Source organism: Rhizobium sp. YTUHZ044 (assembly GCF_051123975.1).
Taxonomy (GTDB): Bacteria; Pseudomonadota; Alphaproteobacteria; order Rhizobiales; family Rhizobiaceae; genus Rhizobium.
In genome coordinates this window covers 2933081-2950709 of record NZ_CP101426.1, presented here as the reverse complement: position 1 = coordinate 2950709, position 17629 = coordinate 2933081, and the positions used below count along the sequence as shown (strand labels likewise).

Here is a 17629-nt window from a genome sequence, read left to right as displayed (position 1 = left end):
CAGGAATCCAGCCACCGCGCGTCTGCGCGGTGATTGACCCATATACAATTGAAGAGAGTCTCCAGCGCCCAAGGACTTGGGCGCACGGGATTCCTGTGACAAGCACAGGAAATGAGGGTGGTTGTGGTGGGCGCACATGTCAATTCATTCGGCTTGACCGCCACGTCCCTTCGCTCCCGCGCTTCGATCTGCGCCCTAGATATTGTGGTTCAAAAACGGCGGTGAAAATCCTACCTTTCGCAGAATTGATCGATCGATCAGAAATAGTCGTTTGTGGCCTTTGCGTTGCAGCGCGATAAGCGGTGCATGCTTTCCCGTCCGCCTCGCTCCGCGCCCAACCTGGTTTCGATTGCTGCTGCCGGCGCCGTGGCCATGGCGGCAGCCATGGGCTTCGGGCGCTTCTCTTATACGCCGATCCTGCCCGGCATGATGAGCGGCGTGCCGCTTTCGGCGGCGGATGCCGGCTTTATCGCGTCGGCGAATTTCGTCGGTTATCTCGTTGGCGCCGTGCTGGCGGCTTATGGCTGGGCGGCGGGGCGCGAACGGCTGGTGGCGCTCTTGGCACTGCTTGCCAACGCAATCCTGCTCGCTGCGATGGCGGCCACCGATTCCGTTGCGATCTTTGCGGTCATCCGGCTCCTGGCCGGCCTTGCCAGCGCCTTCGCGATGGTGTTCACCTCGTCGATCGTGCTCAGCCACGGGGCTGCTGCCGGCAATGACCATGTGCAGGCGGCGCATTTCGGCGGGCCTGGAGCGGGCATTGCGCTTTCGTCGGTCATGGTGCTCCTGATTGGTCTTGGCTTTCACGATGAGCCGGGCGGCTGGCGCGCCGATTGGATCGGCGGGGCGCTCTATTGCGCGGCAAGTCTCGCCATCGTCTGGTGGCTCTTGCCCACGGCGCCGGCACAGGCAGCGCGGTCGGGCAAGGAACCGGCGCTCAACTGGAGCCGGCCGATGGTGCTTGTCACGCTGTCCTACGGCCTGTTCGGCTTCGGCTACGTCATCACCGCGACCTTCCTCGTCACCATCGCACGCATGGCGGCGACGGGAGCTTTCGTCGAATTTCTCTGCTGGTTCATTGCCGGCGTGACGGCGGCGGTGGCGCTGTTTGCCTGGAAGCCGCTCGTCAGACCGCTTGGACTCGGCGGCGTCTATGTCGCGGCGCTTCTCATCGAGGCCGCCGGTGTGCTCGCCACCGTAGCGCTGCCGCCTTCGGTCGCGCCGCTGATCGGCGGGGCGCTATTCGGGGCGACGTTCCTGGCGATCACGGCCTACGGACTGCAAATCGGCCGCAAGCTTTCCCCGAAGAGTCCGCGGCGGATCCTGGCGATGATGACGGCCGCCTTCGGCGTCGGCCAGATCGTCGGACCGATTGTTGCCGGCTGGATTGCCGAACGCTCGGGCAGCTTTACCCTGCCGACGGTGATCGCTGCCGCAGCACTTCTTGTCTGCGCGGCGCTCGTAATGCCCGTCATCAGGAAAATCGCCTAACCGATTACATCTGCGTAACAATCGGCTGAACCCATTGCTGCTTCCTTCGAACTGCCTTAGTTTCCGGCACAATCAGTGTTCCGACACTCCCGAGACTCACAGTTCAGGAAAGCAAAGCTCCCCGTGTTTCATTCCTTCTTTCCCCAGCCGAAACCTTTCTTCATTTCGCTTGTCGTCTGGACGCTAATTTCAATATTGGGCTGGTATTTCTTCGCGGCCGGTCTCGGCGCGTCGCTCGGATTTGCACCGGTTGCAGAAGAGCAGCAGCCGATCGATCTTTCCTTCTTCTTGCTGCCCGAAAATGTTTGGTTTTACAGCTATTTCTTTCTCTCGGCGATCATCTTCTGCGGCGCTTGGCATCTGAAGGCGCTGCACCATCCCTGGAAGCTGTGGTCGATCTGGGGTTCTGCGCTCATCATTTTTGTGACCTATTTCGGCGTGCAGATCACGGTCGTGATCAACAATTGGCGCCGCCCATTCGGCGACCTTCTGCAGAACGCCCTGTCGAAGCAGCCGGGCATTTCCGTCGACAATTTCTACAGTCTGATGTGGGTCTTCTGTCAGATCGCGTTCCTCAGCATGTTCGTGTCGATCATGACCGACTTCTTCACCAGCCACTACATCTTCCGCTGGCGCGCCGCGATGAACGATTTCTATATGTCGAAGTGGGAAAAGCTGCGGCACATCGAAGGTGCTTCACAGCGCGTGCAGGAAGACACGATGCGTTTTTCGAGCACGCTCGAGGGTCTCGGCATCAGCCTCATCAATTCGGTGATGACGCTCGTGGTCTTCCTTCCGATCCTTCTGGCACTGTCGCACTATGTGACTGAACTGCCGGTCATCGGCCCGCTGGCGAATTCCCTGTTCTGGCTGGCGCTGTTCTGGTCGGCATTCGGCACGCTGCTTCTGGCGGTCGCCGGTATCAAGCTGCCGGGCCTGAACTTCCGTAATCAGCGCGTGGAAGCCGCCTATCGCAAGGAACTCGTCTATGGCGAGGACCATGCGGAGCGGGCGCAGCCGCTGACAGTCAGGGAGCTTTTCAACAACGTTCGGCGGAACTATTTCCGCATGTATTTCCACTACATGTATTTCAATGTCGCCCGCTATTTCTACATTCAGGCGGACGCGCTCTTCGTGGTCTTCATGCTGGTGCCGACGATCGTGGCCGGGACGATCACCTACGGCATCTTTCAGCAGATCTCGACGGCCTTCGGCCAAGTCAGCAATTCGTTCCAATATCTGGTCAATTCCTGGACGACGATCATTGAGCTGCTCTCCATCCACAAGCGCCTCAAGGCCTTTGAGGCGGCCATTGACGACGAGCCGCTGCCTGCGATCGATCGACACTATCTGGAGCGCGAGGCTGGTGTCGTGCATGCGGATGGTTGATGCCTAGGATTTGGCTGGAGCGGGCGAGGTGGTGCCATGCGGCCCCCTCATCCGGCTGCCACCACCGACCGGGGTCGAGCCACTGGTCTCGACCCGTCCTTCGGACCCCCGAGGGGAGAAGAGACTCGTGGCAATGCCTCGCCTTGATCCATCGCTCGAGAGAATTTTCGTGGACTTTGCGATTCCCTCTTCTTCCCAGAGGGGAGAAGGTGCCCGCCAGGGTGGATGAGGGGGCCACACGGCACCACCCCCCGTTCTCAAAAGCTTTCGTCAGAGCCCCGACGTCCGCTCCAATTTCCCACGCGCCTCGATCATCGGAATCGCTTCGGAATAGCTCACACAGGCTACGTCCGCCCGATGGCAGACGTCGCTGACCAGGCGGTCGAGCGCGCGCCAGTAGGCGCCGCCGTTCATTTCGACGAAATGGAAGCCGAGCTGGAGGGGGATGCGGTCGCCGTTGTATTGGCGGTCGAAGGCCTGGGAGAAGGCGGCGTAGGCGCGGTCTTCGAATGCCTTCGAATCCGCGCTGTCCTCCTCACCCTTGGAATGGCGGACGAAGAGGTTGTAGTCCATGCCGATGATCGGCTTTTCGCTGGGGCCTTCGGGGATCAGGGGGAGGCCGAAGCGGAGGATGCCGTCTTCTTCGACGGGCATGGCCGGGCCTTTGGTGACGAGGCTTGCGTCATAGGTGAAGCCCGCCTTCTTCTCGGCGGCGATCATGTCGGTGCCCGCCGTCGCCGAGAGATAGGGGGCCCGAAAGCCCTTGATGCCGTGATCGACCAGATCCTGCCAGCCGGCTGGTTCTTCGAGGCCGACGCCCTTCCAGGCATTTTTCAACGTCGCATGGAAAGTCGCGTATTCGGCCGACCAGTCGGCCTCGCTCCAGAGGCGGCCGTCAAAATGGCCGCACGCATGGCTTGCTATGTCGTGGCCTTCGAGATGGGCGTGCCAGATGTTGCCGAGGCGCTCGCGGATCTCGTCGTCGCTCCGGGCAAAGCCGACATTGGATTTTCCGGGTTTCTGGTGCGGCGCCTGATAGGCCTTTTTCGCCGCCTCGTTCATCAGGAAGGTGCAGGAAAGGAAATAGGTGAAATGGGCGCCGTTCCTGGCGGCCATCTCGCGGCTTTTCAGCCAGAGCGCGTTGTTGTGGGCACCGTCGAAGGAGATGATGACCAGTTGCTTCGGCCGGTCGGCCGCCTCTGCCACCGCGGGAAGAACGAGAGAGGCAATCAGACAGGTGGCGAGGAGAGGGCGAGACATGGGCACCGCGACAATTTGTTCGCGGTTTCCCTCCGATAGAATTGCGGCGAAGCTGCGGTCTTGCTGGTATTTTTTCCCGCCAACCGCTAAGTCATGTCAAACTGCACGGAAGGGACCGCAATGGCACTGCTTATCGTCGGCATCATACTTTTTCTCGGTGTGCACCTGGTGCGGGTGGTGGCTCCGGATCTGCGTCGCTCGATGATCGCGCGCCTCGGCGAGAATGGCTGGCGTGCCGGGTATTCGGTTGCGAGCATCCTCACACTGATCCTGTTGATCTACGGATTCGGGCAGGCCAGGCAGGTGACCGGCATGCTCTACAATCCGCCGGTCTGGATGGCGCATATCACCATTACGCTGATGTTGATCGCGCTGATCTGTCTCGTCGCCTCGCTGTTGCCGGCTGGACACATTGCGACCAAGACCAAGCATCCGATGGTGCTGTCGGTGAAGATCTGGGCGCTGGCGCATCTGCTTGCCAATGGCGAGACGTCGTCGGTCCTGCTGTTTGCGGCGTTCCTTGCCTGGGGCGTGATCGTGCGCATTTCGCTCAAGCGCCGCGAGCGGGCGGGGGAAATCACGCGCCGGCCCTTCGTCTCGGCCAAGTACGACCTCTATGCCCTTGTCATCGGCATCGTCGTCTGGGCGCTGATCATCTGGAAGCTGCACGAATGGCTGATCGGCGTTTCGCCGCTCGCCATGTGACGAATCTTTCACATCCCCCTTACAATGGCGGCAAAATGGGGTAGAAGGCCGGAAATGTGCGTGTCATGCACATGCGTATAGGTATTTCCGCGGCCGGAGACGAGAATGGCATTCAACGACGACAGCTTCATCCGTGAAGTCAACGAGGAATTGCGGTCAGACCAGATGAAGGGCGCCTGGCGCCGGTTCGGCCGCTATATCATTGTCGTCGCCATCCTGATCGTCGCCGGCACCGCCGGCAAGGTTCTCTATGAATATTGGGACGACAACCGCTCCTCCAGCGCCGGCGACCAGTTTCTGGCGGCGATGAAGCTTGCCGACGAAAACAAGAACGACGAGGCGCTGGCCGCGCTTGAAAAGCTGGAGAAGGAAGGTCATGGCGCCTATCCGGTGCTGGCGCGCATGCGGGCGGCGACCGTCAAGGCGCAGAAGGGCGACGCTGCGGCGGCGATCACCGCCTTCAACGAAATCGGCAAAGACAACAGCGTTCCGGCTGCCGTGCGCGATGCCGCCAAAATGCGCGCGGGCTGGCTGCTGATCGAGAACGGTTCTTATGAGCAGGTTTCGGCCGCGATCGAAGAAATGGCCGTGCCGAGCAGCGCCTTCCGCCATTCGGCGCGCGAAGCACTCGGTCTGGCCGCCTACAAGGCCGGCAACATGGCGCAGGCGCGGCAATGGTTCCAGTCGATTGTCGACGACACCGGCAGCCCGCGTCCTGTTGCCAATCGCGCTCAGATGATGCTTGATCTCATTACCGCATCCGGCAAGGCGCCCGCCGCGCAGGGCTGAGTTTTAAGGAAAAAGAATGAGTTTCACGGTCGCCATCGTCGGTCGTCCGAATGTCGGCAAGTCGACGCTTTTCAACCGCCTGGTGGGCAAGAAGCTTGCGCTCGTCGACGATACACCCGGCGTGACGCGCGACCGCCGGCCGGGTGACGCGCGGCTGATGGGTCTGACCTTTACGATTATCGACACGGCCGGTCTGGAAGAAGCCGACGAGGAAAGCCTGCAGGGCCGGATGCGCGCGCAGACGGAAGCGGCAATCGATGAGGCTGATCTTTCGCTTTTCGTCGTCGACGCCAAGAACGGGCTGACGCCAGTCGATACTGCCCTGGCCGAAATGCTGCGCCGGCGCGGCAAGCCGGTCGTGCTCGTCGCCAACAAATCCGAGGCGCGCGGCTCCGACAGCGGCTTCTACGACGCCTATACGCTCGGCCTCGGCGAGCCGACGCCGATTTCGGCCGAGCACGGGCAGGGCATGCTCGACCTGCGCGACGCGATCGTCGAGGCGATCGGCAAGGACCGTGCCTACGCCAAGGAGGATGTCGCCGTCACGGACGTTGATATCTCCCACTCGGCCGATGAAGGTGAGGACGAGGACGAAGAGCCCGCTTATGACGAGACCAAGCCGCTCCGGGTGGCGATTGTCGGCCGTCCGAATGCCGGCAAATCGACACTGATCAACCGTTTCCTCGGTGAGGACCGGCTGCTAACCGGGCCGGAGGCGGGCATTACCCGCGATTCCATCTCGGTCGAATGGGACTGGCGCGGCCGCACTATCAAGATGTTCGACACGGCCGGCATGCGCCGCAAGGCGCGGGTGACCGAGAAGCTGGAAAAACTTTCCGTGGCCGACGCGCTGCGCGCCATCCGTTTCGCCGAGACCGTCGTCATCGTCTTTGACGCGACGATCCCTTTCGAGAAGCAGGACCTGCAGATCGTCGACCTCGTGCTGCGTGAGGGCCGCGCGGCCGTACTTGCCTTCAACAAGTGGGATATGATCGAGGACCGGCAGGCGGTGCTGGCGGATCTGCGCGAAAAGACCGATCGGCTGCTGCCGCAGGCGCGCGGTATCCGCGCTGTGCCGATCTCCGGCCAGACCGGCTGGGGCCTCGACAAGTTGATGCAGTCGATTATCGATACCGACAGGGTCTGGAACAAGCGCATTTCGACGGCGCGGCTCAATCGCTGGCTGGAGACGCAGCAGATCCAACATCCGCCTCCGGCCGTTTCCGGCCGCCGCATCAAGCTGAAATACATGACACAGGTCAAGGCCCGTCCGCCGGCCTTCATGATTTCCTGCACCCGCTCCGACGCGCTGCCGGAATCCTATACGCGCTACCTGATCAACGGGCTGCGCGCCGATTTCGATATGCCGAGCGTACCGATCCGCATCCATTTCCGCTCGCCTGATAATCCGTACGAGTCGAAGAAGAGGCGGACGTAGGGTTTAAGGGTGGTTGGGCTCTTACGCGGCATTGTTGCGCCGCGCGCCCGTTCTTCTGCTCGTCTAGCGGCGACGACACGCTTCGCAGCGCCCTGCACAGAAAGAACTGATCAGTCTGCGGATGAGAGAGGCCCGGCGGTTTCGCCGGGCTTTCTGCTTCTTGGAAGCGACTTGGCAAATTGCCAGGCCTTTTTCCATTTGGGCGTGATGACCCCATTGGCCGCGCGAATATTGTTGATGAATTGCTGCGTTGCCGCCTCCCAGGAATATTGCATGGCAAGCTCACGCGCCTTGGTGCGCGAGGCGGAGAGAGCGGCCAGGCACGCGGCCTGCAGGTCGGCGTCCAGTGCTCCGACCTCGCTGTCCTCGCCGATGATATCGAGCGGGCCGGTGACCGGGTAGGCGGCGACCGGCACGCCCGATGCCAGGGCTTCGAGAATGGTATTACCAAAGGTATCGGTGAGCGAGGGGAAGACGAAGACATCGGCCTGCGCGTAGATTTTCGCCAGATCCTCGCCGAATTTCACTCCGGTGAAATGGACGTTCGGATAACGCTGCTCCAGCTCGGCGCGCGCCGGACCATCGCCGACGACGACTTTGGAGCCTGGCAGGTCGAGGTCGAGAAATGCCGGAAGGTTCTTTTCCAGCGCCACGCGGCCGACGGTCATGAAAATCGGGCGAGGGAGGCCAAGGGGCTCCGGCTCAAGCGGCATCGGATGGAATTGCGTGGCGTCGATGCCGCGGGTCCAGGGCATCAGGTTCTTGATGCCTCTCGCGGCCAGTTCGCGCGCAAGGCTTGGCGTCGCGACCATGCAGCCGGCGCCGCCATTGTGGAACCAACGCACGAAGGCATAGAGCCAGCTCTCCGGGATCGGCAGGCGGGCAGACACATATTCTGGAAAGCGTGTGTGATAGCTGGTGGAGAAAGGCATGCGCTTGCGCAGGCACCAGCGGCGGGCGGTCAATCCCAGCGGACCTTCGGTGGCAATATGCACATAGGTCGGATTGTGCTTTTCGATCTCTCGCGCGACACGTCGGTAATTGGCAATCGACAGCCGGATTTCCGGATAGGTCGGGCAGGGGATGCTATGGAAACGCTCCGGCGTCACCATCGCAACCTCGACACCCATTTTCGCCAGTTCGCGATTGGTGTTCTCGATCGAGCGAACGACTCCGTTGACCTGCGGATGCCAGGCGTCGGTAACGATTACCAGCCTTTCCGGCAGGTTTCCGGCGGCTGCGGCATGGGCCCAGCTCTCGCCGCTATAAGTGTTTGCCGGACGTTGCAGCATGTCGCGATTTCCATCCGCGTTGCAGTGATCTGTCAACGCTCAACCCCAAAGCGGGGTTCCGGAACGGCGATTCCCGCTTGCCTATTTTGAGGCATGACCATGATGGAAATATTACAGCCGCTTGCCAGTATTTTCAGGCGTTTAGCGGCTCGATCGGCGCGAATATGTCAGCGGCCGACGATGTTTTTCAGGCAGAAAGAATGACGGCGCCGGTCGGAGACCGGCGCCGCTTGGGAGGTTAGGCGGCAGCGGAAGCCGAACCGGCGAGCGGAACTTCCGAGATCGTCTTCAGAACCTGCGAAGCGATCTGGTAGGGGCAGCCCTGCGAGTTCGGGCGGCGATCTTCCAGATAGCCCTTGTAATCATTCTTGACGAAGGAGTGCGGCACGCGGATAGAAGCGCCACGGTCGGCAACGCCGTAGGAGAACTTGTTCCACGGAGCCGTCTCGTGCTTGCCGGTCAGGCGCTTGTCGTTATCGGGACCATAGACGTTGATGTGATCCATCAGGTTCTTTTCGAACTGCGCCATTAGCGCTTCGAAATAGGCCTTGCCGCCGACTTCGCGCATGTACTTGGTCGAGAAGTTGCAATGCATGCCCGAACCGTTCCAGTCGGTGTCGCCGAGCGGCTTGCAGTGATATTCGATGTCGATGCCGTATTTTTCGGTCAGGCGCTGCAGGAGGTAACGTGCCATCCAGATCTGGTCGGCGGCCTTCTTGGAGCCCTTGCCGAAAATCTGGAATTCCCACTGGCCCTTGGCCACTTCGGCGTTGATGCCTTCGTGATTGATGCCGGCAGCGAGGCAGAGATCGAGATGCTCTTCGACGATTTCGCGGGCGACGTCGCCGACATTCGAATAGCCGACGCCGGTGTAGTAGGGGCCCTGCGGAGCCGGATAACCCTGCTCGGGGAAGCCGAGCGGGCGGCCGTTCTGGTAGAAGAAATATTCCTGCTCAAAGCCGAACCAGGCATCTTCGTCGTCGAGGATGGTGGCGCGGGCGTTGCTCGGGTGCGGCGTGACGCCATCGGGCATCATGACTTCGCACATGACGAGCACGCCGTTGGTGCGGGCCGGGTCAGGATAGATGGCGACGGGCTTCAGCACGCAATCGGAGCTGCGGCCTTCGGCTTGCATCGTCGACGAGCCATCGAAGCCCCAGAGCGGAAGCTGTTCCAGCGTCGGGAATGCGTCGAATTCCTTGATCTGCGTCTTGCCACGCAGGTTCGGTACCGGGGTGTACCCATCGAGCCAAATATACTCGAGCTTATATTTTGTCATCGTGACTCTCTCAATGCGACGAAGGTGAGCAAACCCGGATGATCTGGGCGCGCAAACGCATCCGACCGCCAGGGGATGCACCTAGTGAAGCACGTAGCGTGCCAGTTTGATCGCCGGCGAAAGAAAAATCTTCAATGAGCCGCTCGATCCGCGCTTTTTCTTTCTCGAAAAGAAGCCCGTTTGAACGGTCGAAGGCTGATTCCTCAGGAGGATAAAGAGGTTTTCTGCCTTGGAACCGGATGAAAATTTGGGCGTTTTGCTTGAAATGGTGAAGTGTTGAACAAATAGGCGGAAGCTTCGGGCGCAGACAGCATATGGATCAATCATAGTTACTTCATGCATATATTTTGTGCAATTTGCATAATCTATGTGCATCATGCTATGGTCGCGGTCCTGATATCGATGCGCCGAACGGAATGGAGGCGATCTCATGCCCACCGGTTTCCATCGCGAATCCGCGACGATCTACCAGTTTCCCGTCAAGCCGACCCGGGCCGCAAACCGGTTCGAACGCGCAAGGCTGATGGAGCGCGAGGCGGCTGATGTCTGCGACGCCGCACTCGACAGCTGCTGGTATCATGACGAGGCGGTTCGCGAGACAGATCGGCCGACGAAGTCCTGATTTTTACACCCTTAACCGGGAAGAATGCTGAGAAGGCGGGGAGCGCCCGCGCATGGCATATCTGCGCGGCGGTCACGCGCGGGCTCAGCCACCACTCAACCCGAGTTTTTCTCTTGCAACCAAGGCCCCATGCTCGCTGACGACGCGAGCCGCCACGCCTGCGGCGAAGCGGGCGGCTGCCGGCGCGTCCTGACTCTCAAGATAGCGTGCGAGGAAGGCACCATTGAAACTGTCGCCAGCACTGGTGGTGTCGACGACGTTTTCGACCTTTTCGGCCGGAACGAAGGTCTCCTCACCGGCGAAATTCAAGGTGACGCCGTCGGCGCCGTTCTTGACGATGACATTGATGGCGCCGAGTGCGAGATAGCGCTGGATCGTTGCTTCGATGGAATCGTCGCCGAAATGGGCGGCCTCGTCGTCGAAGCTCGGCATGACGAGCACGGAAGAGCGGGCGCCCTCGCTGATCGTCGCGTGCATGACATCGTAGCTCGACCACAGACGGGGACGGATGTTCGGGTCGAACACCACGAGCTTGCCGGCTGCCTTGGCGCGGCGGACCTCCGCGAGCAGCGTCGCGGCATCCTCCTGCGGCAGGATGGCAAGGGTGATGCCGGAGAAATAGACGAGATCGGCGCTCTCCACCGCCTCGCGCAAATGATCTGGATCGGCAGCCAGGCTGCGGGCGGCCGAACTGTCGCGCCAATAGCTGAAGGAGCGTTCGCCGTTCTTCAGGTTGATCATGTAGAGGCCCGGCGTCCTGCCCTTGATGCGGCGGATGAGGTTCGTGCCGATACCCGCTCCGGCGATAAAGGCAGCCATCTCGTCCGACATGGCGTCGTCACCGAGCGCCGTGAAATAATCGACCGACCAATCGGGACCGAGGCAAGCGCTAGCATACCAGGCGGTGTTGAAGGTATCGCCGGCAAAGCCCTTGCGCAGCAGACCGTCGCCGGCCTGCGAGAGCTCCACCATGCATTCACCGATCGACAGAAACCGTCTTCCGTTCACCTTGCCCTCCCGGCATCGGAGCGTCGCTGATGCAACAGCCGCTCTATCGCTTTGAATAAACGCGTCATGCGCTGATACGCGGAGCCGGGCGGAGTGACAAGGGTCGATATTGCGAGCGCCATTGCGACCAGAAACGGAAGCCGCCTTCGCAGGCTAAGCGAAGGCGGCGCCGGCGAAGGGTGTCTATTCGTGAATGGTGTAACTGCCGAGCGCGCAAAGGTCCTGCGTGTCTTCGGTGGTGTCGAGGTTCGAGTCTTCGTCGAATTCGAAGCGCATGTCGTATTTGCAGACGGTGCGGCCGTCGGCGATGGTGATGTTCACAGTCTCGCCCGGATTGAGGACATCCTCGCCAAAGACGTCTTCTTCCCAGTTGTTGACGCCGGTCGGCGAGCTGTAGAAGCGCGTCAGGACGGAATTGGTCCCGTTGGTGAGCTGGAATTTCAGATCTTCGGCATACGACGATACGGCGGAGGTGGCGATGATCGCGGCTGCAAGCGCGATCAATCCGGATAGTTTCGATTTCATATATGCGTTCCCCAGGCCCATGATCAGGCGGGGGCAGGGATAGCATATCCGCATCTAATTCTTTGTTATCGGAGACTATGGATTCCGAAGTAAGTGTGTTTTGGCCGTTTCGCGGCGAAGGGGACGTGAGAAGTCTTTGGAAAAGGCGGGCCGCTTCATAGGGCCCGCGTTCCATTCACGGCCTGTCCATATGATAGCAGGCCGCCTTCTGGCCGGGACGAACCTCCTCGGTCGGCGGCATTTCGGTGCGGCAGATGTCGGTTGCCTTCCAGCAGCGGGGAGAGAATACGCAGCCTTTCGGCGGGTTGAGCGGCGAGGGCGGATCGCCCTGGAGGCGGATGCGGGTGCGCAGGCGCGCGAGCTTCGGATCCGGGATCGGCGCGGCGGAAAAGAGCGCCTGTGTATAGGGATGGGCCGGATGATCGAAGACGGTGGCGCAGTCGCCTGATTCCACTACCCGACCGAGGTAGAGCACCAGCACATCGTCGGAGATCAGGCGCACGACCGAGAGGTCGTGGCTGATGAAGATCAGCGTCAGCCCGAATTCCTTGCGCAACTTGCGCAGAAGCGTGATGACCTGGCCCTGGATCGAAACGTCGAGAGCCGAAACGGGCTCGTCGCAGACGATGAGCTTCGGTTTGGTGATGATCGCACGCGCAATGCCGATGCGTTGCGCCTGGCCGCCGGAGAATTCGTGCGGATAGCGGTTGATCATCTCCGGCACCAGGCCGACGGCGCCCATGATGTCGCGCACCCGCTGGGTACGCTCGGACTTCGAAAGTTTCGGTTCGAAGACAGTGAGCGGCTCGGCGATGATGTCTCCAACCGTCATGCGCGGGTCGAGCGAGGCGATCGGATCCTGGAAGATGATCTGCATGTCGCGGCGCGCGGCGCGCATTTCCTCCTCCGACAGGTCGAGAAGATTGCGGCCTTGCCAGAGAATGCGGCCCCTCTGCGATTTCAAAAGCCGCAGGATGGAGCGGCCGAGTGTGGATTTGCCACAGCCGGATTCGCCGACGACGCCGAGCGTGCGGCCTTCGGCGAGGTCGAAGCTGACATTATTGACGGCGGTAAGGAAGACCGGCGGCTTGAAGAGGCCTTTCGCCGGCAGTTCGAACTGGGTGGTGAGGTTTTCGACTCTCAGCAGCGATCGCTCAGCCATGGTTCAGCAACTCCTCACGACGCGGGAACGGGTGGTAGCAGGCCGCACAGTGGCGCGGCGCCAGGGTTTCGAGCGGCGGCGGGCGGTCGATGCAATCGTCCTGAACCTGCGAACAGCGTGGCGAGAAATTGCAGCCCTTTGGCAGGTGCTGCAGGTTCGGCGGGCGCCCCGGAATGACGACGAGGTGGTCGACATCCTGGTCCGGCCGCGGGATCGAGGCGTGCAGGGCCGCCGTATAGGGATGGGCGGGACTATCGAAGAGTTCGTCGACAGGCGCCTCCTCGACAATGCGGCCGGCATACATGACGGCGACGCGGTCGGCGAGGCCGGCGACGACGCCGAGATCGTGGGTGATCATGATGAGCGCTGTGTTCATCTCCGCCGTCAGATCGTTGAAGAGATCGAGGATCTGCGCCTGGATCGTAACGTCGAGCGCCGTCGTCGGCTCGTCGGCAATCAGGAGCTTCGGCTTGGTGAGCAGCGCCATGGCGATGACGATGCGCTGACGCATGCCGCCTGACAGTTCGTGCGGATAAAGGTGGAAGCGCCGCGTTGGGTCGGGGATGCCGACGCGTTTCAGCATGTCGAGGGCAGCGTCCGATGCGGCGCGCGCCGTCAGGCCGCGGTGAACCTCGAGCTGTTCCGTCAGCTGCCGGGAAATCTTCAGCGACGGGTTCAGCGCCGTCATCGGGTCCTGGAAGACCATGGCCATGTCCTTGCCGCGGATCTGGTCGAGCTCGCGCGGTTTCAGCGACAGCACGTCCTTGCCTTCGAGCAGCGCCTGTCCTGTCGTCTTGCCGTTCTTGGCGATGAGGCCCATGATGCCGAGGAAGGTCTGGCTCTTGCCGGAGCCGGACTCGCCGACGATGGCGATGCGCTCGCCGCGCCGCACGGTGAGGTTCATGTTGGAGACCGCCTTCACCTCGCCGTCGGGCGTCGCGAAGGTGATCGAGTAGTCCTTGAGTTCGAGCAGGATGTCTTTTTCTTGGAGCATTCTATCGATCCTTCGGGTCGAACGCGTCGCGCAGGCCGTCGCCGATGAAAAGCAGGCTGAGCAGCAGCATCACGAGGAAACTTGCCGGGAAAATCAGCAGCCAGGGCATGCTTTCCATGGCGTCGGTTCCCTCGGCAATAAGCGTGCCGAGTGAAGTCAGCGGTTCCTGCACGCCGAAGCCGAGATAGGAAAGGAAGCTTTCCGTGGCGATGATTTCAGGCACCGTCAGCGCCGCGAAGATGACCACCGGCCCGACGAGGTTCGGGATGATGTGCTTGACGATGATCTTGAACGGCCGCTGCCCGGAGGCCCGCGCCGCCTCAATGAACTCGCGATGCTTGATCGACAGCGTCTGGCCGCGCACGATACGGGCCATAGTCAGCCATTCCAGCGCGCCGATCGCGGCAAAGAGCAGGTAGACGTTGCGGCCGAAGATCACCATCAGCAGGATGACGAAGAGGATGTAGGGAAGCGCGTACATGATGTCGACGAAGCGCATCATGATCGCATCCAGCCTGCCGCCGATATAACCTGAGATCGCGCCATAAAGCACGCCGATGACGACCGAGACGACGGTCGCCGTCAGCGCGACGGCAAGCGAGACGCGGGTGCCGTAGAGCACACGGGCGAGAAGGTCGCGGCCGTTCGGGTCGGTGCCGAAATAATGGCCCGTCTCGATCGAGGGCGGGATGCGGAAGGCCGCCCAATCCGGATCCTCGTAGTTGAAGGGAATGAACCAGGGGCCGAGGAAGGCGGCGAGGATCAGGAGCCCCAGGACGGCGATCGACAGCACGGCGGCCTTGTTGCGCGCCAGGCGACGCAACGCATCCTTGGTCAGCGAACGGCCTTCGGGTGCGAGACCCTCCGCTTGCAGAAGCTCCTGGGCGAGCAGCTCGCGCTTTGCGGGATTGAGGATCATCGGTTTCTCACTTTCGGATCGAGCCACGCATAGGCGATATCGACGAGAAGGTTCAGGAACACGATCAGCACCATGTAGAAGATGACCGTACCGAGAACCATTCCATAGTCGCGGTTCAACGCCGCATTGACGAAGTAGCGGCCGATGCCGGGCAATCCGAAGATGCTCTCGACGACCAGCGAGCCGGTGAGAAGGTAGCTTGCCGCCGGTCCGAGATAGGAGACGACAGGCATCAATGCAGGCTTCAGCGCGTGGCGCATCACCGTCAGCCGCGGGCCGATGCCCTTGGCCTTGGCGGTGCGGATGAAGTTCTGGTTCATCACCTCGATCATCGAGCCGCGGGTGATGCGCGAGATGCGCCCGGCATGCGGCAGGGCCAGAACGATGATCGGCAACACGAGGAATTTGAGCGAGCCGTCACCCCAGCCGCCGACCGGAAACCAGGCGAGGTGGATGCCGAAGATCAATTGAAGGATCGGCGCGATGAGGAAGTTCGGCAGCACGACGCCGATCAAGATGAGGCTGCCGAGAATGTAGTCCGGCGTCTTGTTCTGGTAGAGCGCCCCGAGACAGCCGACGGTCACGCCGACGAGGATGGCGAGCAGGAAAGCGGCCGTGCCGATCGTGAAAGTATAGGGCAGACCGATCATGATCTGCTGAGCGACGCTGAAATCCTCACTGGAGAAGGAGGGCCCGAGATCGCCCTTGAGCAGATCTCCGACGTAGAGCAGGTATTGCTGGATCAGCGGCTTGTCGAGATTGTAGTGGGCCGCGAGGTTCTTGAGGATGACCGGCGGCAATGGCCTTTCGCCATCGAAAGGGCCGCCGGGGGCAAGGCGCAGGACGAAAAACGAGGCTGTCACGGCGATCCACATGACGGGGATCGTCGACAGCAGGCGACGGAGAGCGTATTTGATCATGGTCGTGGGCCGGTCCTTCCCGCGCGGGGCGGGAAGGACCGTTTTCCCTTACTCTTTCATCGACAGCCAGCGCGTGCGGTGGATGTCCTGGATGTTGTCGACGAAGCCTTCGACCTTCGGTGAGACGACGTTCTTCGAGACATAATAATAGATCGGCAGGGCGGCGGATTCATCAAGCGCCAGCTGCTCGGCCTTCTTGAAGATTTCGGCGCGCTTCTTCAGATCGGTTTCCGCGTTGCCGTCCTTGATCAGCTTGTCGTAATCGGGATTGGACCAGCGGCCGTAATTCATCTGGACGCCTGTTACCAGCAGGTTCAGGAAGTTGTCCGGATCATTATAATCGGCAAGCCAGCCGGCACGGCCGATTTCGACCTGGCCACGCTGCATCTGGTCGTAATGCACCTTGGTTTCGGCATTGACGAGTTCGACGTCGACGCCAAGCGGCTTCCACATGGATGCGATCGCAACGGCGATGCGCTTGTGGTTGTCGTTGGTGTTGTAGCTGAGAACGGCGTGAAGCGGCTTGTCCGGGCCGAAGCCGGCCTCAGTGAGCAGCTTCTTGGCTTCGGCGACCTTGTCCTTATACGGCAGGTCCTTCCAGCTGACATAGGCCGGCTCGCCGTAATTGGCGGTGCCCGGCGGAACCCAGGAATAGGCTGGCAGCTCGCCGGTGCCGAGGATCTGCGGGCCGATGACTTCACGGTTGATCGCCATCGACAGTGCCTGGCGGACGCGCTTGTCGCTGAAGGGCGGCTTCTGCGAGTTGACGACATAATAATAGAGGCCGGAGAAGGGAGCGACATGCGCCTGGCCCGGCAGGTTCTTCTTCATCCACTCGTACTGGTCGGTCGGGAAGTCGGTGAGGATGTCGAATTCGCCGGCACGGTAACGTTTCAGTGCGGCTTCCTGATCCTCGAGCACGAAGAACTTGGCGCCGTCGATCTTCAGGTCCTTGGCCCCGTACCACTGGTCGTTCTTGACTGTTGTGACGTGCGAGCCGGGAACCCATTCGACTGGCTTATAGGGGCCGTTGGTGACGATGTTGCCGATCTTGACCCAATCCTGGCCCTTCGCCTCGACGACATGCTTCGGCAGCGGATAGGCGGTGTAGTGCATCAGCGCATTGAGGAAATAGGGGGTCGGATTTTCGAGGGTGATCTCAAGCGTCTTGTCGTCGATCGCCTTGACGCCAAGCTGGCTGAGATCGGTGATCTCGCCCTTGTTGATCTTTTCGGCGTTCTTGATGGTGAACTGCAGATAGGCATAATCGGCGGCGTTCTTCGGGTCGACGAGGCGCTGGAAGGCGAAGACGAAGTCTCCTGCCGTTACCGGCTGGCCATCGGACCACTTGATGCCGTCGCGAAGCTTGAACGTGTAGACCTTGCCATCAGGCGAGATGGTCCAGCTTTCGGCCTGGCCGGGGACTGGATTGTCCTTGGCATCCTCGGTGACGAGGCCTTCGAAAATGTCGCCGGCGATGCGGTTCTCCCAGTCGCCGGAAAGTTTCTGCGGATCGAGCGACTGCGGATCGCCGCCATTGTGGATGTTGAGCGTCGCCGCGTGCGCCGAAAACGCCAGCAATGTGCCAAGCATCGCGGAGGCGAGAAATTTTTTCGTGAACTGGTTCATCGTGGGTCCACCTTTCTAGGCTTTGCGCCTTTATTAGACATCTGTTCCCGATTTTCGACCTCTTACGTGCAGGTCAGTGCGCACCTTATCGCAAAGGCTTTGCGTTGCAACCCCAAATCCGGGGGCTGGATTGAGGTTGTGGACAAGCCCATATGCGTCTCCCTCTTGTTGGATCGCGACGAAACGTCGCGGCGGTCGCGGTTCCGT

At 61.1% G+C, this 17629-nt stretch carries 16 protein-coding genes; 6 read left to right on the top strand and 10 right to left on the bottom strand.

The annotated features are described in order from the left end of the window. Positions 1-306: 306 nt before the first annotated feature. Positions 307-1491: a YbfB/YjiJ family MFS transporter gene (locus tag NL154_RS14735; RefSeq protein WP_210630378.1), complete on the top strand. Its 1185-nt coding sequence runs from the start codon at positions 307-309 to the stop codon at positions 1489-1491. 123 nt (positions 1492-1614) lie between these two features. After that, positions 1615-2880, top strand: coding sequence for a peptide antibiotic transporter SbmA (gene sbmA, locus NL154_RS14730; RefSeq protein WP_210630380.1), 1266 nt, complete (start codon positions 1615-1617; stop codon positions 2878-2880). 270 nt (positions 2881-3150) lie between these two features. Here the strand turns inward: sbmA and NL154_RS14725 are convergent, their stop codons facing one another. Beyond that, the gene (locus NL154_RS14725) at positions 3151-4140 is read right to left on the bottom strand and encodes a polysaccharide deacetylase (protein ID WP_434732858.1); all 990 of its coding nucleotides are present in this window, start codon (positions 4138-4140) and stop codon (positions 3151-3153) included. Positions 4141-4260: 120 nt separating this feature from the next. Here NL154_RS14725 and NL154_RS14720 point away from each other — a divergent pair, with 120 nt between their 5' ends. The 3 genes from NL154_RS14720 (at position 4261) to der (ending at position 7072) form a co-directional block, all read left to right on the top strand. Further along, complete coding sequence (locus tag NL154_RS14720; RefSeq protein WP_434732857.1) at positions 4261-4845, top strand: NnrU family protein; 585 nt, start codon at positions 4261-4263, stop codon at positions 4843-4845. A 105-nt stretch (positions 4846-4950) separates the two neighbouring features. After that, on the top strand, positions 4951-5634 hold the full coding sequence (locus NL154_RS14715) for a tetratricopeptide repeat protein (protein ID WP_210630386.1): 684 nt from the start codon (positions 4951-4953) through the stop codon (positions 5632-5634). A 16-nt stretch (positions 5635-5650) separates the two neighbouring features. After that, complete coding sequence (gene der, locus NL154_RS14710) at positions 5651-7072, top strand: ribosome biogenesis GTPase Der (RefSeq protein WP_210630388.1); 1422 nt, start codon at positions 5651-5653, stop codon at positions 7070-7072. A gap of 110 nt (positions 7073-7182) precedes the next feature. On the opposite strand, the gene NL154_RS14705 is transcribed toward der, so the two are convergent. After that, positions 7183-8364 (bottom strand): glycosyltransferase family 4 protein, encoded by a 1182-nt coding sequence (locus tag NL154_RS14705; RefSeq protein WP_210630389.1) that lies wholly within the window; start codon positions 8362-8364, stop codon positions 7183-7185. A gap of 238 nt (positions 8365-8602) precedes the next feature. Beyond that, positions 8603-9643: a glutamine synthetase beta-grasp domain-containing protein gene (locus tag NL154_RS14700; RefSeq protein WP_064804195.1), complete on the bottom strand. Its 1041-nt coding sequence runs from the start codon at positions 9641-9643 to the stop codon at positions 8603-8605. Positions 9644-10073: 430 nt separating this feature from the next. Here NL154_RS14700 and gstI point away from each other — a divergent pair, with 430 nt between their 5' ends. Next, complete coding sequence (gene gstI / locus NL154_RS14695) at positions 10074-10265, top strand: glutamine synthetase translation inhibitor GstI (RefSeq protein ID WP_064804193.1); 192 nt, start codon at positions 10074-10076, stop codon at positions 10263-10265. 84 nt (positions 10266-10349) lie between these two features. Here the strand turns inward: gstI and NL154_RS14690 are convergent, their stop codons facing one another. The 7 genes from NL154_RS14690 to NL154_RS14660 all read right to left on the bottom strand — a co-directional run bounded on the left by NL154_RS14690 (position 10350) and on the right by NL154_RS14660 (position 17422). Then, positions 10350-11237: a sugar kinase gene (locus tag NL154_RS14690; protein ID WP_434734099.1), complete on the bottom strand. Its 888-nt coding sequence runs from the start codon at positions 11235-11237 to the stop codon at positions 10350-10352. Positions 11238-11456: 219 nt separating this feature from the next. Next, positions 11457-11798 (bottom strand): hypothetical protein, encoded by a 342-nt coding sequence (locus NL154_RS14685; RefSeq protein ID WP_210630395.1) that lies wholly within the window; start codon positions 11796-11798, stop codon positions 11457-11459. A gap of 175 nt (positions 11799-11973) precedes the next feature. Then, complete coding sequence (locus NL154_RS14680; RefSeq protein ID WP_210630396.1) at positions 11974-12960, bottom strand: ABC transporter ATP-binding protein; 987 nt, start codon at positions 12958-12960, stop codon at positions 11974-11976. Continuing rightward, complete coding sequence (locus tag NL154_RS14675; protein WP_221123027.1) at positions 12953-13954, bottom strand: ABC transporter ATP-binding protein; 1002 nt, start codon at positions 13952-13954, stop codon at positions 12953-12955. Before NL154_RS14675 ends, NL154_RS14680 begins: the two co-directional genes overlap by 8 nt. Position 13955: 1 nt before the next feature. Beyond that, on the bottom strand, positions 13956-14873 hold the full coding sequence (locus NL154_RS14670; RefSeq protein WP_210630399.1) for an ABC transporter permease: 918 nt from the start codon (positions 14871-14873) through the stop codon (positions 13956-13958). Next, the gene (locus NL154_RS14665; protein ID WP_210630401.1) at positions 14870-15793 is read right to left on the bottom strand and encodes an ABC transporter permease subunit; all 924 of its coding nucleotides are present in this window, start codon (positions 15791-15793) and stop codon (positions 14870-14872) included. Before NL154_RS14665 ends, NL154_RS14670 begins: the two co-directional genes overlap by 4 nt. Positions 15794-15841: 48 nt before the next feature. Then, on the bottom strand, positions 15842-17422 hold the full coding sequence (locus NL154_RS14660) for a peptide ABC transporter substrate-binding protein (RefSeq protein WP_221102657.1): 1581 nt from the start codon (positions 17420-17422) through the stop codon (positions 15842-15844). Positions 17423-17629: the final 207 nt, after the last annotated feature.

Excerpts from the sequence above, each read along its gene's own strand:
- NL154_RS14735 (WP_210630378.1), top strand. The coding sequence starts at position 307 with ATGCTTTCCCGTCCGCCTCGCTCCGCGCCCAACCTGGTTTCGATTGCT.
- NL154_RS14725 (WP_434732858.1), bottom strand. The coding sequence starts at position 4,140 with ATGTCTCGCCCTCTCCTCGCCACCTGTCTGATTGCCTCTCTCGTTCTT.
- NL154_RS14720 (WP_434732857.1), top strand. The coding sequence starts at position 4,261 with ATGGCACTGCTTATCGTCGGCATCATACTTTTTCTCGGTGTGCACCTG.
- NL154_RS14715 (WP_210630386.1), top strand. The coding sequence starts at position 4,951 with ATGGCATTCAACGACGACAGCTTCATCCGTGAAGTCAACGAGGAATTG.
- der (WP_210630388.1), top strand. The coding sequence starts at position 5,651 with ATGAGTTTCACGGTCGCCATCGTCGGTCGTCCGAATGTCGGCAAGTCG.
- NL154_RS14705 (WP_210630389.1), bottom strand. The coding sequence starts at position 8,364 with ATGCTGCAACGTCCGGCAAACACTTATAGCGGCGAGAGCTGGGCCCAT.
- NL154_RS14700 (WP_064804195.1), bottom strand. The coding sequence starts at position 9,643 with ATGACAAAATATAAGCTCGAGTATATTTGGCTCGATGGGTACACCCCG.
- gstI (WP_064804193.1), top strand. The coding sequence starts at position 10,074 with ATGCCCACCGGTTTCCATCGCGAATCCGCGACGATCTACCAGTTTCCC.
- NL154_RS14690 (WP_434734099.1), bottom strand. The coding sequence starts at position 11,237 with ATGGTGGAGCTCTCGCAGGCCGGCGACGGTCTGCTGCGCAAGGGCTTT.
- NL154_RS14685 (WP_210630395.1), bottom strand. The coding sequence starts at position 11,798 with ATGAAATCGAAACTATCCGGATTGATCGCGCTTGCAGCCGCGATCATC.
- NL154_RS14680 (WP_210630396.1), bottom strand. The coding sequence starts at position 12,960 with ATGGCTGAGCGATCGCTGCTGAGAGTCGAAAACCTCACCACCCAGTTC.
- NL154_RS14675 (WP_221123027.1), bottom strand. The coding sequence starts at position 13,954 with ATGCTCCAAGAAAAAGACATCCTGCTCGAACTCAAGGACTACTCGATC.
- NL154_RS14670 (WP_210630399.1), bottom strand. The coding sequence starts at position 14,873 with ATGATCCTCAATCCCGCAAAGCGCGAGCTGCTCGCCCAGGAGCTTCTG.
- NL154_RS14665 (WP_210630401.1), bottom strand. The coding sequence starts at position 15,793 with ATGATCAAATACGCTCTCCGTCGCCTGCTGTCGACGATCCCCGTCATG.
- NL154_RS14660 (WP_221102657.1), bottom strand. The coding sequence starts at position 17,422 with ATGAACCAGTTCACGAAAAAATTTCTCGCCTCCGCGATGCTTGGCACA.